The 17,200-nt window shown below is 31.9% G+C and carries 19 protein-coding genes; all 19 read left to right on the top strand.

The features are described 5' to 3' along the window. Positions 1-148 precede the first annotated feature (148 nt). Positions 149-811: a hypothetical protein gene (locus tag HNV10_RS16735; protein WP_173302553.1), complete on the top strand. Its 663-nt coding sequence runs from the start codon at positions 149-151 to the stop codon at positions 809-811. Positions 812-958: 147 nt separating this feature from the next. Further along, positions 959-1,522, top strand: a complete 564-nt coding sequence (locus tag HNV10_RS16730; RefSeq protein WP_173302551.1) for a hypothetical protein — start codon at positions 959-961, stop codon at positions 1,520-1,522. A 146-nt stretch (positions 1,523-1,668) separates the two neighbouring features. Continuing rightward, the gene (locus HNV10_RS16725) at positions 1,669-2,217 is read left to right on the top strand and encodes a hypothetical protein (RefSeq protein WP_173302549.1); all 549 of its coding nucleotides are present in this window, start codon (positions 1,669-1,671) and stop codon (positions 2,215-2,217) included. A 608-nt stretch (positions 2,218-2,825) separates the two neighbouring features. Further along, positions 2,826-3,701: a hypothetical protein gene (locus HNV10_RS16720; protein ID WP_173302547.1), complete on the top strand. Its 876-nt coding sequence runs from the start codon at positions 2,826-2,828 to the stop codon at positions 3,699-3,701. 799 nt (positions 3,702-4,500) lie between these two features. Continuing rightward, a complete protein-coding gene (locus HNV10_RS16715) occupies positions 4,501-4,950 on the top strand; it encodes a hypothetical protein (RefSeq protein WP_173302545.1) in 450 nt (149 codons plus the stop codon). A 159-nt stretch (positions 4,951-5,109) separates the two neighbouring features. Continuing rightward, complete coding sequence (locus HNV10_RS16710; protein WP_173302543.1) at positions 5,110-5,724, top strand: hypothetical protein; 615 nt, start codon at positions 5,110-5,112, stop codon at positions 5,722-5,724. 149 nt (positions 5,725-5,873) lie between these two features. Then, positions 5,874-6,494 (top strand): hypothetical protein, encoded by a 621-nt coding sequence (locus HNV10_RS16705; protein WP_173302532.1) that lies wholly within the window; start codon positions 5,874-5,876, stop codon positions 6,492-6,494. Between the two features lie 144 nt (positions 6,495-6,638). After that, positions 6,639-7,418 carry a hypothetical protein gene (locus tag HNV10_RS16700; RefSeq protein ID WP_173302541.1) on the top strand — a complete coding sequence of 260 codons (780 nt, stop codon included), beginning with the start codon at positions 6,639-6,641 and terminating at the stop codon, positions 7,416-7,418. A gap of 145 nt (positions 7,419-7,563) precedes the next feature. Further along, the gene (locus HNV10_RS16695) at positions 7,564-8,124 is read left to right on the top strand and encodes a hypothetical protein (RefSeq protein ID WP_173302539.1); all 561 of its coding nucleotides are present in this window, start codon (positions 7,564-7,566) and stop codon (positions 8,122-8,124) included. Between the two features lie 580 nt (positions 8,125-8,704). Beyond that, on the top strand, positions 8,705-9,460 hold the full coding sequence (locus HNV10_RS16690; RefSeq protein ID WP_173302538.1) for a hypothetical protein: 756 nt from the start codon (positions 8,705-8,707) through the stop codon (positions 9,458-9,460). 139 nt (positions 9,461-9,599) lie between these two features. Continuing rightward, positions 9,600-10,094 carry a hypothetical protein gene (locus HNV10_RS16685; RefSeq protein ID WP_173302536.1) on the top strand — a complete coding sequence of 165 codons (495 nt, stop codon included), beginning with the start codon at positions 9,600-9,602 and terminating at the stop codon, positions 10,092-10,094. Between the two features lie 131 nt (positions 10,095-10,225). Then, the gene (locus HNV10_RS16680) at positions 10,226-11,362 is read left to right on the top strand and encodes a GIY-YIG nuclease family protein (RefSeq protein ID WP_173302535.1); all 1,137 of its coding nucleotides are present in this window, start codon (positions 10,226-10,228) and stop codon (positions 11,360-11,362) included. A gap of 188 nt (positions 11,363-11,550) precedes the next feature. Continuing rightward, complete coding sequence (locus HNV10_RS16675) at positions 11,551-12,183, top strand: hypothetical protein (protein ID WP_173302533.1); 633 nt, start codon at positions 11,551-11,553, stop codon at positions 12,181-12,183. A gap of 148 nt (positions 12,184-12,331) precedes the next feature. Further along, entirely contained in the window at positions 12,332-12,952 is a 621-nt protein-coding gene (locus HNV10_RS16670) for a hypothetical protein (RefSeq protein WP_173302532.1), read from the top strand. Positions 12,953-13,101: 149 nt separating this feature from the next. After that, complete coding sequence (locus HNV10_RS16665) at positions 13,102-13,800, top strand: DUF2971 domain-containing protein (RefSeq protein ID WP_173302531.1); 699 nt, start codon at positions 13,102-13,104, stop codon at positions 13,798-13,800. Positions 13,801-13,966: 166 nt separating this feature from the next. Continuing rightward, on the top strand, positions 13,967-14,299 hold the full coding sequence (locus tag HNV10_RS16660; protein ID WP_173302530.1) for a hypothetical protein: 333 nt from the start codon (positions 13,967-13,969) through the stop codon (positions 14,297-14,299). 6 nt (positions 14,300-14,305) lie between these two features. Beyond that, a complete protein-coding gene (locus tag HNV10_RS16655; RefSeq protein ID WP_173302529.1) occupies positions 14,306-14,527 on the top strand; it encodes a hypothetical protein in 222 nt (73 codons plus the stop codon). Between the two features lie 152 nt (positions 14,528-14,679). Then, the gene (locus HNV10_RS16650; protein WP_173302527.1) at positions 14,680-15,123 is read left to right on the top strand and encodes a hypothetical protein; all 444 of its coding nucleotides are present in this window, start codon (positions 14,680-14,682) and stop codon (positions 15,121-15,123) included. Positions 15,124-16,189: 1,066 nt separating this feature from the next. Then, entirely contained in the window at positions 16,190-16,942 is a 753-nt protein-coding gene (locus HNV10_RS16645) for a DUF2321 domain-containing protein (protein WP_173302526.1), read from the top strand. Positions 16,943-17,200 lie beyond the last annotated feature (258 nt).

Genomic DNA, 17,200 nt, shown 5'->3' with positions numbered 1-17,200 from the left:
CAATGTGTATAACTAATTGCTGTATTAGTCTCTACTTGCGAATATTCCTTCGGAATATTCACAGGTTCGTGAAAGTTTGCTAACTTAGTTGCTTAAACCACGCAACTAAGTAATACACGCACACGTTACCACACATTTGACCAAACCAATGATAGAAGAATTAATCGAGAGAACAAATAGAAAAGAATTTTATGGAAGCGGAAGACTTCATCTGACTGAATTAAAAGGACAAATAGGTCATTTCAATACTATGGAATTTAACTTTGTGGTGGATGAAGAAAATAATATCGGAAACTTAATAAATGTGGAGCATTGGAAATTAATTGCACATCAAACGATGGAATTTAGCGGACTTTATTCAGTTTCTTATTTGCCATATATTAAACTCAAAATTTTGACAGACCATCCATTGCTATGGACTTTCAACAAAAATAAATTAGAATGCGAATTAAATGGTTTTCCGACAAACGCAAGTGAATTTATTGGAGACTTGTTCTTTGCCTACGAAAAACACGCTGGAAATTGGTTGCCGATAAACAAAAATTTTTTCAACATCAACGAATATTATAAAAAGAAAGGAAAAATGAATTTCGGAATTCCAGAACCGTTAGCCGAACCAATAAGAATAGTTTGCGAAAAACACGGAATTGAATTTAATGTTGAAAATGTAATTAAAGGATACGACAAAGGTTATGCGAATCGACCAAATGCCAAACTTTTGATTTTTGGAAATGAAGATGTTAGTCCAAACGATTATAATTTAGGACAACCATATATAATTGCGGACGAATTCATAGCTAATAGAAAATAAAAACGTGTGGTAACACCGTGTATAATTAATTGCTTTTTACGTGCTTACTTGCGAAAATTCCTGCGGAATTTTCTCGGGTTCGTAAAAGTTTGCTAAATTAGTTGCTTAACCACGCAACTAACCATACACAAACACGTTACCCAACATTTGAAAAAAGCAGAACTCGAAAATAAAATCCAAGACGCAACATCAAGTTTGATTGATATGGCAACCGATATTTGTTGGAATAAAATATCGAGGAATTGTGTATATATTATGTCGGAAATTGATGAAAGTATCGGGAAAAACTTTTTTGAACTTGCGAGAATTAGAAAAAAAAGTAATGACAAAAAAGTACCAAAAACGTTGAACGGAATTGTGACGGAACTGACTGCGATTTATGAAAATCTTTATGACATTAATCTGTACATTTATAAATCGTTGTCGAATAAAACAATAATCGAAATCAGGTATTTCCTTAAAACTTCTCACACAGCAGAATTTTACCCAACAATCATTAATAACGAACCAATGTTACATTGCAAAGTTGCTCGACCTTTCTATGTGACAGAATCACCGAAATCAAACAAAGCAGAACGGAAATTTGACGTGAATTGGGAATTAGGCGGAATTAGACACGAATGGAATAAATTTATTGACAAATTAAAATACCGAATTTGGAAAATAAAGTATGACCGGAAAAGAAAATTGAGAAATAAAAACGTTGGGTAACACCGTGTATATTTAATTGCTTCATTGAGCTTACTTGCGAATATTCCTTCGGAATATTCACGGGTTCGTAAATGTTTGCTAACTTAGTCGCTAAACCTCGCAACTAAACCATACACAAACACGTTACTTGCAATTTACACCAACCAATGAAAAAAAGCATTTTAATAACAATAATTGGAGTATTAATTATCGGAATTGGATATTTCGGAATTAAAATGTTCGACTTTGCAAGAGGAGTAAAAGCGGACATTCCTAAAAATGTAGAGAATTACGAAAAAAATAATACTGAAAAACTAATTAAAACTGAAATAGAACAGAACCTTGACACTCTAAATATTGACAATTACAATCTTGTGTTTTTTCACCCAAATGAAGCCGAATTTGACGAATTACTAATGGAAAATGGAGAAAAAAGTACAAGTCTTTATGAAATGAATTCCGATTTCGGATTTTATGCAAGCAACGTATATGACTCTATCTCGAAAACCGAATCAAAAATTAAAATTATAACTGAAAGAATAATAGAGTATTCAACAAAAAGTGGAATTAAATATCTTGACCGACTAAAAAATGAAGAACATTCATATGGAATAATATTTAATAAAAAGAATTGTGAGCCAAGAATTGAATTTGGAATAATGACTGATATTGATATGTTTCAAATATGGAATGAATATAGAAAAAACTGCAAGTAACACCGTGTATATTTAATTGCTAAGTTCTTCCCTACTTGCGAATATTCCTTCGGAATATTCACACGTTCGTAAAAGTTTGCTAATTTAGTTGCTGAAACACGCAACTAACCATACACAAACACGTTGGCTGTAATAACGCAACGCAACAAAAACACGAATATTTCGCAATCAAAACCCGAAATTTTATACGGAATACTCCCTTAACCTATCACTCGAAATCTGAATTTTAAAACCTGGATTGACAAACATAACGCACGAATTTCTTACTCAACTTAGGAATCTTACTCAGTCGGAATTCCAACTCGAAACCTGAATTACATTACGCAGGACTTTTTAGCTTGTTTGCTCAATTGGAACTTGAATATAATACGTGAATTACTCACTCAATCGGAATTGTTCACTCATAATCTGAACTTGAATTTAAATACCAATTTACTACAGCCAACAATGTGTATAACTAATTGCTTCATTTCTGCTCTACTTGCGAATATTCCTGCGGAATATTCACAGGTTCGTGAAAGTTTGCTAACTTAGTTGCTGAAACCACGCAACTAAGTAATACACGCACACGTTGTGCGTCATTTAAGAAAAACCGAAAACAAAAGAAATTGAGTTGGATAAATAAAATATTTGGAACAAAAAAGGTAGAGGAAATTCCAACTCGAAAAATTGACTATATCCAAATAACTAATGATTGGAACGCTGACCCAAGTTCACCTGAAATTGAATTAAAAGTGGACGGAATTGACTTAACAATGGATATTTATCTCAATCATTTTCAATTCGACAAATATCAGGAAGGCGACAAAGTTAAAATCCGATTTAAAAACTGTGCGGAATATTCTCTGAATACTTGCAATGACGAAGGGTATTTTTACGGACAATATAGAACTAATCACAATGAATTACCTTGGGGAGAATTCTATGAAATTAAAAACGGATTAGATAAAGAGTTACCGAATCCGATTGAGAAAATTCAAACTAGTAATTCTGACAGAAAACATTTTATTTTCTTTTTTAAAGACGAAACATTTGAATGTCTTGCTTCAGATTATTATTTAGATTTTTACAACGAAAAAGTACTAAACAGTTGTAAAACAAACTATAATGTGGTTTTAGAAGGCAAAGAAATTGGAACTTCTAAACTAGAAAAAGCAGATGCACCAATGGGAGTTGCATTTGGACTAATTGAATTCAATGAAATAGAAACGCCATACGAATTCTTTAAAGAATACTGCTTGAAAAATAATATTGTAATAAATACTGACGACCCAGAATTTGAATTTATTGATACTCAAGTAATATCAGAATTAAAAGTATTCAGACAGGATGGGCTTGAAATAAAAGGAGTTGCCGGAAATGCAATTACTGGAATGAAAGATGAAGGATATGAAATCTCAATTTTGGGAATAAGTTACCCATTTTATGAAGAGGAATTTACTCATCACGTTGAACATTATAGAAATATGTATAAATCGGAATAAAAACGAACGCACAACACCGTGTATAATTAATTGCTGTGTTCTTCCCTACTTGCGAAAATTCCTGCGGAATTTTCACGGGTTCGTAAATGTTTGCTAACTTAGTTGCCTAACCACGCAACTAACCATACACAAACACGTTGCCAGTAATTTGAGAAACCCGAAATCTGAGTAAAAATATGATATGGAATCGCATTACGAAATTTTATGATGACCTATTCCAATATCATTATGAAAAGCAAAGAAAATTTGGTTCTGACCCAGAAGCTTTTCCGATTTCTATGATTTCATTTTGCCAAGGAACAAATTTTCTGATTTTGTTAATTGCGATTTATTTTATGACCGATTTGAATACTCTTGTGGGAAAAACGTTTATTCCGTATTCAATTTTTGTTCTATATATAATATTTGGCGGAATAAATTTTTATAGATACACGATAAAAAACGGAACTGAAAAAATCATAAAGCGGAATAAAACGATTGACAAAAAAATGAAATGGTATAGTAACATCTATTTGTTAGTATCAATCTGGTTTCCTTTGTTTTTGATTTATTTCTTTAATGAAATTTATTGATGTTAAATTAAATCAATGGCGGAATTTACTCTGAAATAAAAAGCGGAATAAATGAATTGTGGAAATAAAAAAACTACTGGCAACACCGTGTATAATTAATTGCTTGTTTTAATCCTGCTTACGAACATTCCTGCGGAATATTCTATCTGTGATTTATTTGCTAACTTAGTACCTAAATCACGCAACTAATCATACACAATCACGTTAGCACAAATTAAAAACGAACTATGGGAATATTTGATATCTTTAAGAAAAAACCAAAGTTTATTGATGATTTATTTGGAGAATTAGAATATACAACCTTCAAAGATTCCTCTAAAAATTCTTACGATGGAGAAACTAAATTCCAAGGAGAGGAAATTGGAATAAATCTTAATGCGGACGAAAACGGACCAACGATTGAGCAAAAAGATTTTTTCAAAAAGTTAGATAATGAATACTCTGAAATTAAAGAAAATATAATTCTTCCGTTTTTAAGAAAAGAATTGGAAGAAAACGTAATCAACTCTGGAATTGAAAATTTTGACGTGGAATTTGAATTTGACGGAATATCAATCGGAAAAATCAAAAATGGAAAAACTGAATGGTCGATAACATATTATTCAAATCCAATGAGACATTCTGTTTCGATAGACTTTATTGGAATGGAACCTGAATATATGACAATTGATGGATAAAAACTTGTGCTAACACCGTGTATATTTAATTGCTTCATTTCTGCCTACTTGCGAATATTCCTTCGGAATATTCACAGGTTCGTAAATGTTTGCTAACTTAGTTGCTAAACCACGCAACTAACCATACACAAACACGTTGTGCGCAAGCTGAAAAAAAATATGAACTATACAAAAGAAATATTGGACGGACTTGGAAGAGCGCTGAATGAAGCTGAACTTTTGGGTGCGGAATTTGATTTCGAAAGAGAACTTTTAGCTTGTACTTTCAACCCAATTGTGGTTGACGAAAATGGAGAAATTCCATCAGACAGAAGAATTCAGTTGATTTTGAGAAATGTAAACCGAATTGTAAGTTCATTACGAAATGCTAATTGGGATGATGACAATCAAAAAGCGGAAAAATTCGAATTATCCGACTTGCTATCAATAGTAAATAGTTTCGGAGGCTTACCGATTTACGGTTGGGAATTTTTTAATTGTGCTGAAGAGGATTTCAAAAGATGGGAAAACCGATTAAGTTTTGATTGGAAGAATGACAAATATGACGGAAAAGAAAATACGTTCGATTTTTTTCAAGAGGGACACGAAAGACATTTAGACGTTCGAGTTTGGTTCAGAGAAATTCATTTGTTTGACCCAAATGGACAGAAAATAGAAATTCAGAATTTTATAGATGCTTCTGACAGAGGTTGGAATGCTTTGAATTCTAATCCAGAAGTTTCTAAACATTACGGAATTCAATTTATTGATAAAAACACGAAACTTGAAAAATAAAAAAGCCAGCGCACAACAATGTATAACCGCAATTACGGCGGATTCGACTACGTCCGAATCCACTCGGAATTGCTAACGCCAGTTCTAAACCGAAAATTAACGCATATAAACCCGTAACTGACGGTTATACGAGACCGTTGTGCATAATTATGAAAAACATCCAGATTTTAATAATACTTCTATTTTCAGTTGGAATTTCAGCACAAAATATAACTGAAATCAACTCTGATTTAAAACTATCTGATTCGCTGACTTACGAAACTGAAGTCCGAATTTATCAAGGTGGTGGAATAACTAATTATTCTTCACTTTTTAGAATGTTTAAAGATAAATCGGAGAAATGGACAGCGGAATTTTACGAGCATTACGCAAAAGTAAACGGACAAGCTGAATTGCAGACTGAAAAGCAAACTCTAACATCGGAAAAAGATATGGAGTTTATATTTCAAAACTTTGTTCGGAGTCATATTTTGGACTTGCCAAGTTTGAGAGAAATACAATGGAAATTAGTAACTCGTGGAAACGTAGAAAAAGTAAAAAAGATACATCGAGGTAAAGAGACTGAAGAATACGAATTAATCAGCAAAAAGATTGCGATTTTAGACGGAGAAGGATTTAAAATTCAGGTCAAAGGTTGGAATAAAGCCAATGAATTTGAATTTTCTAATCCCGACGGATACTTAAAACATTATCCCGAAATTGACGAATTAAATTATATGTGTGAAATTCTGAACTTAATAAGAACGGAATTTGACATTTGGAAAAAATAACTATGCACAACACCGTGTATATTTAATTGCTTCATTGAGCTTACTTGCGAATATTCCTTCGGAATATTCACGGGTTCGTAAAAGTTTGCTAATTTAGTTGCTTAACCACGCAACTAACCATACACAAACACGTTGCCCACAATTATGAAAACCATCTTACCCATAATATTATCAATACTAATTGGACAATCTGTATTTGGACAGAAGACACCAATTTCTTTTGTAAATGATTCCCGAATTGAGAATAATCAAGGTTGGACTATTGATAATAAAATATCTGAAATAACTCTTAAAACAAATAATGAATTTGAGTTTTGGAGTAGACCAGTAATCAATTCTTGTTTAACTTGGAGAGAATACAACGGAACTTGGGAGAAAAAAAACGACACTATCATTTTTTATGACCAATATGAGCTAAAAGCAAGTGACTCTAAATTTAGATTTTCATCTAACGAACAAAATGAATTCTATTACTTGAAATTTAAAACTGATAAGGACTCTGACTTGACTAATAAGAATATTAATATCGCTTTTGTTTTTGATTTGGGTTCCGAAGAATGGGACTTTGAGGAACGTGAAATGACACTGGAAGATGATTTCAGCTTAAAAATTCCCTTTGAAAATATTCCGAATATAGATAAGCTTGCCTCAATACGTTTTTTATACTATTTAGAAAACGGAGAAAAACGATTTGAATTTATATCAGCAGACGAAACAGTAACTATTAAAGAAAAAGTGCTACCGAATTGGATAGAAGTAACTTTAATAGAACAACCTGAAAAGGAAATAGTCAAAAGAATTACTAAAGCGATATTAATCGATAATAAGATTAGAATAATTTCATCGAAAAAAAACAATACGAATTTAGCAGATGAAACACCTGAATTAATATTTAAGGAATTTTACGAAAAAGAATCTGAATAAAAACTGTGGGCAACACCGTGTATAATTAATTGCTTGGTCACTGCCGACTTACGAACATTCCTTCGGAATATTCTATCTGTGATTTATTTGTTAAATTAGTCGCTCAACCACGCAACTAACCATACACAAAACCGTTGGCAAACATATGAGAGAACAATTACAAACATCGATTCTAATTTTAATATTATTGGTTTCTTGCAAACAAACTGAAACCAAAAAGACTGAAATTGTCGAACAAAATGCAACGATTGAATTAAAAACCGAAACGGAAATAAAAGTTGAGGAAAACATTGCGGTGGAACAGTTTGTAGAAAATGACAGTTTAACATTTGCTTTTGAATCTGAATTGGAAAATTATGCTCTTAAAAGTTCTTTATTCAAAATAGAGTTAAAACCTTATCAAAACCATCACGACAAAAGTGTTATTGACACAATGAAAACTCTGACTTTTGACAAAACTAAATTGGAATTTTATAAAGCAAAAAACTGGGAATCAATTATTGGCGGAATTATCAAAAATCCTGAAATAAAGTTCGTTGATTCATTAAACATAGGAATTAATAAAAGAACACTTGAAAATATATTAAAAACTAAAATAGAATCTGATAAAGTAACTCTTGGAAATTTAGAGCAAACCTCATTATTCTTTTTTCTATTTGAAAACGGAATTTTAGAATCAATAAAATTTGAGGGTTACTTTGATTAAAATACGATTTGCCAACACCGTATATAATTTATTGCTAGTTCTAGCCTACTTACGAAAATCCTCGCGGATTTTCTATTCGGTAATTACTTACTAAATTAGTTGCTTAAAACACGCAACAAACCATATACAAACACGTTGGCTGTAATAACACAGCGCAACAAAAGCACGAATATTTCGCAATCAAAACCTGAAATTTTATGCGGAATATTCCCTTAACCTCTTACTCGAAATCTGAATTTTAAAACTCTGGATTAACAAGTACAACGCACGAATTTCTCACTCAATAGGAATTCTAACTCGAAACCTGAATTGCATTACGCACGACTTTTTAGCTCGTTTCCGCAATTGGAACTTGAATACAATGCTTGAATTACTCACTCAATCGGAATTGTTCACTCAGAATCTGAACTTGAATTTAAACACCAATTTACTACAGCCAACAATGTGTATAACTAATTGCTGTATTAGTCTCTACTTGCGAATATTCCTGCGGAATATTCACAGGTTCGTAAATGTTTACTAACTTAGTTGCTTAAACCACGCAACTAAGTAATACACGCACACGTTAGCTACAAGGCGAATGAAGAACTTCAAAAAAACATCATTTTTATCTTTAACATTAGGTTGGATTGGACTAATTATCACTCACATAATATGGTCGAATTTAAGATATGAAAATGCTTCTGGTGGAGATACAGGAGTAGTTTTATTTTGGGCTTCTTTTTTTCTTTTAATCTTTTACGGACTTTTCATCTTAATACCACAAAAGAAAATTATAAAACTTACTGAAAAACTGAATTTAAGTCTATTTACGTTTCTTTCAGGAATTTATACTCTAATCGGATTTACAATCCTAATAGGCTGGGGATTTTTAATGGCGGACAATTTTTATGGTGTATTTTTAGATGCTTTTGTTTGCGGACTGATTTTCGGACTGACTTTCCATCTGATTTGGAATAAAAAACGGAACGAATTAAAACAAATACACTTGATTCCGATTTTAATCTTACCGATTTTTTTCCTTTTCATTTATCTGTTCGCTTTTCCGAAATTATTACCATCTTTTGCTTACAATGCTGTTCCGCAATATGTGAGACACGATATATTAAAAAACACCATTCCAAAATTTAAAGTTGGAGACAAATTATCAGAATTACAAAAAGCATTACCTGGAGAATTTGATTTTGAAAATTGCAAAGGAAATTACGGAGCACAATTAGAGGACTTTCAATTTGTTATTGTGGTAAATTGTTGTGAAATAGTGAAAATTGAGTATGGACCGAGAAACGGAAAAGGTATAATTATGAGTGGTGGAATAGAAAAGCCCTGTAGCTAACACCGTATATAATTTATTGCTAGTTCTTGCCTACTTACGAAAATCCTCGCGGATTTTCTATTCGGTTTTTATTTGTTAACTTAGTTGCTTAACCACGCAACAAACCATATACAAACACGTTGTAGCCAATTTAAGCTGAATGCAAAAAACAGAAGAATTTATTGAAAATAGAATTAAATGGCGAGCTTCAAAACACGACTTGCCGAATAAAAGCGTTTTCTTATTTGAAAATTTAGCAAATGATAAAAAAGCGGAATATTTGACTCATTTTAATGAAGAGGATTGTGGAAAAATAATTTTACTCTTTACTGATTCTAAAAAAAATTGGACAGCAATTGGAACCAAAAAAATTATCGGATTTGACGGGTCTGAATTTAACTCTGTCGAATTGAATTCTATAAAGGAAGTTGATTCTAAAAATCGGAAAGAATATTTTGAAAAAGCGAAAGCTGGAGCAACAAAACTAAAGAAAATAAAAAAAAGAAATGAATCTGAATTGTTAATTGCCGAATTTAACGGAAAGGAAACTATTTTCATTACAAAAAAAGGAAGTGACTTATTCTCGTTATGGAATATAATTATGATGATTGAACAACTGAATAAAAAAACTGGCTACAACAACGTGTATAATTAATTGCTTTGGCAAGTGCTCATTTGGAAAATTCCTTCGGAATTTTCTCGCGCTCGTTTTTGTTTACTAAATTAGTTGCTGAAACACGCAACTAACCATACACAAACACGTTGTAAATAATTGAAAAGAAACCTTTGAACAAAAAAGAATATTATGTTTACGGATTAATTGACCCACGAAATAATAAGTATTTTTATATCGGAAAAGGTAAGGGCAAAAGGTTCGCATCGCATTTAAAACCAAAAAGGTTAGATTTTAATTACGCGAAACTTGAAAAAATAAAGGAAATACAAAAATCAGGTTTCGAAGTTAAAATTGAAATACTGTTTCCTAATCTTGATGAAGATACTGCATTCGAACTCGAAAAGATTGTAATTCATAAGTTAGGTCGAGCTATTTTTGCAGAAGGAATATTGACAAATCTAAATCCTGGAGGTAAATGGAAACCAGGAGATACAGTTTTTTATCCAAAGGACTTTAACCCAAATTTTGACATAAACAAATTAGATTTTGTTTCTCAGGAAAAGTTTAATGAAATCCCAAAGCTGTCCGAATTTAATTACCTTAATACTGCAAATAAAGAGCAATTGCTCTACAAATTTGATACAAACGGTAATTTTGAGAAAGAAATATCTCTAAACGAAATATTTTCGGACGGTATTAAAGGTTATGAAATCGGGCTAATCAAGGCTATTAGAGAAAACACTTTGCCGATTTATTCAAGATGGATTTACTCGAAAAATAATTTTGAAAGCCTCTATATATCAGAGAATATTCCATTTGCAGAATTTGATGTTATCGACCAAGATTTTAATCGTGATTTTGACGCGAAATTCAGAAACCAAGAAAAATTCAAATCGAAGTGTATTATAGATAGAACATTAAGGTTAGAAGTTGAGAAGGATAATGATGTTGTTCAGCTTCAGTCATTTTATCCTTCTGGTAACAAAAAGTCATTTAAAAAAGTAAAAAATGGTAAACCTTTTGAGTTAGCTTGCGAATGGTTTGAAAATGGTCATTTAAGTGTCAAAGAAGAACTTCTTGATGGTTATAGTAACTATATCCGTACAACTTACTACGAAGTTAATGGTAACGATTATATCCGTATAAGTAGAATTGACGGAAACAAAACTTACGACAGGTGGTTTGAAAATGGACAAAGAGAAGTTGAATATTTAGAAAATATTGGATATGTTTATTACAACGAAAAAGGAGAAAAAGTTCGGTTAGTTGAAGATGGCGGAAAAACAACTATTTACAACAACGTATAAAAACAATAGGGCAATTGTAGCAAAACCGAATGGTTCGGGCGCATTTGCGAAGTCGCCAAATTTTTAAATTTGGCTTATTGAGAAAGAAAAAAAAATAATCAAAATTTAAAAATTCGGTTTGTGTACAACCGAATGGTTCGCGCGTTTTTTCCGCCCTACTGTTCTTATACAAATCCGTTAGCACACATATGACCAAAACCGAGAGACCATATAGTATTGAAGAAATTAAGGTGCTTAAAAGCCGAAAATATTCTCTTTGGCAACATTTTGAAAATTTTGGTTTAAAATGGATTTTAGTTTTAGGTGTTCTATTAGCACCATTATTGATTTACGATAAATTTATTGACAAAGTATCATCTGACATACAACTTTGGACTACAATTCTACTCGTGATTATTTCTATTGTAGTTGTACGTTATTGGATGAATAAAAACGGAGAATTAAACTGGAATAAAACTGTTGAAAACGAAATAAAAAACGGGAAAGCCCAAGTTCTGAAAATTAAAACGGAAAGAGTAATTAAGAGAAAAGACCCTGAGGACTTTGGTTCTGGATTTTATCTAAAAATAGATGAAAAAAAAACTATATTTTTACAAGGACAATATTTGGATGAATTACAATATTCGAGAAAATTCCCGAATACTGACTTTGAGATAGTAAGAACAAAATTGAGTTTTAATGAATTAATTGATATAAACTCGTTTGGAAAATATTTAAAACCAGAAAGGAAATTAGAACCTTTTTCAAAGGAACAATACAAAAGTGGAAATTTTCATTGTGATGGAGATATTTTGGAAATTCCGATTGACGAAATAATATAAATACGTGTGCTAACACCGTGTATATTTAATTGCTGTTTTCTTCTCTACTTGCGAATATTCCTGCGGAATATTCACGGGTTCGTAAATGTTTACTAACTTAGTTGCCTAACCACGCAACTAACCATACACAAACACGTTGTGCATAATTATGAAAAACATCCAGATTTTAATAATACTTCTATTTTCAGTTGGAATTTCAGCACAAAATATAACTGAAATCAACTCTGATTTAAAACTATCTGATTCGCTGACTTACGAAACTGAAGTCCGAATTTATCAAGGTGGTGGAATAACTAATTATTCTTCACTTTTTAGAATGTTTAAAGATAAATCGGAGAAATGGACAGCGGAATTTTACGAGCATTACGCAAAAGTAAACGGACAAGCTGAATTGCAGACTGAAAAGCAAACTCTAACATCGGAAAAAGATATGGAGTTTATATTTCAAAACTTTGTTCGGAGTCATATTTTGGACTTGCCAAGTTTGAGAGAAATACAATGGAAATTAGTAACTCGTGGAAACGTAGAAAAAGTAAAAAAGATACATCGAGGTAAAGAGACTGAAGAATACGAATTAATCAGCAAAAAGATTGCGATTTTAGACGGAGAAGGATTTAAAATTCAGGTCAAAGGTTGGAATAAAGCCAATGAATTTGAATTTTCTAATCCCGACGGATACTTAAAACATTATCCCGAAATTGACGAATTAAATTATATGTGTGAAATTCTGAACTTAATAAGAACGGAATTTGACATTTGGAAAAAATAACTATGCACAACACCGTGTATATTTAATTGCTTCATTGAGCTTACTTGCGAATATTCCTTCGGAATATTCACGGGTTCGTAAAAGTTTGCTAATTTAGTTGCTTAACCACGCAACTAACCATACACAAACACGTTGCCAGTAATACAAATATGAAATTCTACAGATATCAATCAATTAACAAATTATCTTTAAGAAACCTTGCTAAAGGACAGAACTGGATTTCAAATCCACAAGATTTTAATGACCCTTTTGAATTTTTTTTAGCCGATGACTATTATTATTCCGAAAAAAAAGGAAACTATATACAAATAAGTGCAGAAGAAAAATCAGTAAAAAATAAAATTAAAAAAGAAATAGATAAATTCGGAGTAATATGTTACTCTACAAGTTATGACAATAGATTGCTATGGTCACATTATGGAGATAATCATCAAGGAATGGCGTTAGTTTTTGAAATTCCAAATCCTGAAAAATCTAAAATTAGAAAAGTAAAATATCAAAAACTTATTAATGAAATTAAACTTGATAATGACCTTGAAATTGACGAGGAAATAATAAAAATATGTACTACAAAATCAGATATTTGGGAATATGAAGATGAATATCGTGAAATATACCAAATTAAAAATACACACGTAGATTACAAAGGAGAACTGAAAGAAATAATTTTTGGTAGTCGGACTAATTATGAAGATATTATTATGGTTTCAAACTTATCGAGAAGAATTAATCCGAAAATAAAAATTTCAAGAATGGCACTAAATCGAGACTCTTACTTTCTATCAAAAATTTCGATTGGTGATAATAGTAAAATCCCGAAAATGTGGAAAGAAATAAATCGAATATAAAATACTACTGGCAACACCGTATATAATTTATTGCTGGCTTTTTGCCTACTTGCGAAAGTCCTCGCGGACTTTCTTGGTCCGTAATTATTTACTAAATTAGTTGCTTGAAACACGCAACAAACCATATACAAACACGTTGTAACACATTTGACCAAACCAACGAAAATTGAAATTAACTAAAAAACATTTGGGAATTTATAACACCTACGAAGGAAAAAAAACTTCGTTGGGAAAAGTAGGAACTCAAAAGGAAAAGGAATTATTTCAAAACGGAGAGTTTGAGAAAATAACGGAATTAATACAAATAGAATACAATATAAAAAAGAACGAACTTTCAGAATCTGAAATACAAAATCACAAATCTGAACTAAACTTAATATTTGACAACAACTGGAATAAAAAATCACTGAAATACTTATCAAAAAAGTATTGTGAACCCGAAAAAGAACAAAGCACTTTTGACTCAATTATGTCAATGCTTTGGGCAATGTTTGGATAAAAAAATATGACAGAATTCATAATCATAGCAGTTTTAATAATTCTTTTCGGAGGATTTTTATATTGGGCATATCTTCCTGACTATAGGAGAAACCCGAAAGAATTTTGGCGGACATTAATCGGAATGCCAATTGGAATGTTACTGGGCGGAATCGGATTTAATGAATTAAACGAACAAATTAAAAAATGGGCAGTCGGAGAAAAAAACAGACAGCAAAATGAAAAGTAAAAACGTGTTACAACAATGTATAACCGCAATTACGGCGGATTCGACTACGTCCGAATCCACTCGGAATTGCTAACGTCAGTGCTAAACCGAAAAACATTAACTTTAATCCCGTAACTGACGGTTATACGAGACCGTTGGCTGTAATTTGAGAAATGATTGAGATTGAATATAAAATAGTTGGAAGTGGATGGGCAAATGGAAAAATTAGCAATGGAAAAAAACGGACGAAATTTTCTATTTCCTATCTAAATGATTCTTTAAAAGAACTCGCTGAATCTGCAATTGAAATTCGTGAAAAGGATTTTAAATCTGTCGTGTTTATGGAAGAACCTGGGGAACACGTGCTAATTTTGAATCGAAAAGACGAAAATAAAATTGACTATGAATTGAGATGGTATAAAGACTGGTGGAGTTGGAATCTGATTGACGAAAACAATTTTGAATCTATATTTAAAGGAGAAACAACAGTTCCCAAATATATAAACCAAGTTAGAAACGTGCTGAATGAAATTATGACTGAACTTGGACCAGATAAATATCGGAAAAAATGGGTTGAACACGATTTTCCAATAGCGGAATATGAAAAACTAAAATAAAAACTACAGCCAACACCGTATATAAAAAATTGCTAGTGTTTGGCTTAAATAAAGGTCGTTGCTTGTTTTGTTACGTCTGATTTTCCTTCGGAAAATCCTCGCACACAAAACCGCAACTTTCCATATACAAACACGTTGGCTGTAATAACGCAGCGCAACAAAAACACGAATATTTCGCAATCAAAACCCGAAATTTTATGCGGAATACTCCCTTAACCTCTCACTCGAAATCTGAATTTTAAAACCCTGGATTGACAAACATAACGCACGAATTTCTTACTCAACTTAGGAATCTTACTCAGTCGGAATTCCAACTCGAAACCTGAATTGCATTACGCACGACTTTTTAGCTAGTTTGCTCAATTGGAACTTGAATACAATGCGTGAATTACTCACTCAATCGGAATTGTTCACTCATAATCTGAACTTGAATTTAAAAACCAATTTACTACAGCCAACAATGTGTATAACTAATTGCTTCATTTCTTCCCTACTTGCGAATATTCCTGCGGAATATTCACGGGTTCGTTAAAGTTTACTAACTTAGTTGCTAAAACCACGCAACTAAGTAATACACGCACACGTTGGCTTCAATAACTCAGCACAACCAAAACTGGAATTTTAAGCTATCAAAACATTTACTTAAAGCCGAACAGTTCGCAAAAAACTCACTCGAATTCTGAATTGCAACACGCAGGAATTTATCACTCTACTCTGGAATTTCACTCTGCCCCAATTATTACTCAACTGGAATTCTTACTCGAATTCTGACTTCCACTCCTTCGGAATTCTCACTCAAAATCTGAATTTGAATTTGAATTTGAACTCGAATTAAGCTAAAAAGCTCAACTTTGCGCGAATTTCAACTCATTCGGAACATAAACTTGAATTTAAATACAAACAATTACTAAAGCCAACAATGTGTATAGTTAATTGCTGTATGGAGATTACATACGAAAATTCCGTTGGAATTTTCTCGCGTTCGTGCTTTTTTTGCTATTTTAGTTGCTTAAACGTCGCAACTAAACCATACACGCACACGTTAGCTGTAATTTGAACAAAAAATATGGGAAAATACGATGCATATTTAGTATGCGAAAATGGACACGGAGTAAATGATTCTTATTATAGTAGTCCATCATTTAATAAAGAATTTTGCACAACTTGTGGTGCGAAAACATTTAAGACTTGTCCAAATTGTGGTAACGACATACAAGGTGATTACAAATTAGAAAATGTAATAGACCTTTCTGGAGGAATTACACCAGTTCCTGATATTTGCAAACATTGTGGAAAAGACTTTCCTTGGCGTTCGAAAAAACAGAAAATTAAAGAGAATATCAAAACGAATGATAAAAACGATATCTTTTTACTTGAAACAATAATGGACAGATTTCATTTAGTTGCTAAACAATTGCGACAAAGATATAATGAAAGAGAAACTTTAGACATTAAAGATGAATATGACACACAAGATTTATTCCATTCATTATTAAGAATTTATTACGATGACGTTCGAGCAGAAGAATGGAATCCAAGTTATGCTGGAGGCTCAACAAGGTCTGATTTTCTACTTAAAAAAGAGCAAATTGTTATTGAGATTAAAAAAACGAGAAACAGTTTAAAATCTAAACAATTAGGAGAGCAATTAATAATTGACATAGCTAAATACAAATCTCATCCTGATTGTAAAGTTTTGTACTGTTTTGTTTATGACCCAGAAGGTTATATAACCAACCCTCGTGGAATTGAAAATGACCTGAATGATGATTCAAAGGAAATGAAAGTAAAGGTAAAAATCATACCAAAAGGACATTAAAAAACTACAGCTAACACCGTATATAAAAAATTGCTGGTGTTGTGCTAAATCAAAGGTCGTTGCAAGTTTGTTACGTCTGATTTTCCTTCGGAAAATCCTCGCACACAAACACGCAACTTTCCATATACAAACACGTTGTGTGTCATTAAAAAACCGAACTTAAATTGAACTGAAACTAAAAAATGAATAAATTAATTGGTCTTCTAATTTTGCTAACAATCATCAATTGTGCGGACAATAAAAAAAATGGAACAGAAT

Source organism: Winogradskyella litoriviva (assembly GCF_013249065.1).
Classification (GTDB): domain Bacteria; phylum Bacteroidota; class Bacteroidia; order Flavobacteriales; family Flavobacteriaceae; genus Winogradskyella; species Winogradskyella litoriviva.
This window is presented reverse-complemented; position numbering and strand designations above follow the sequence as displayed.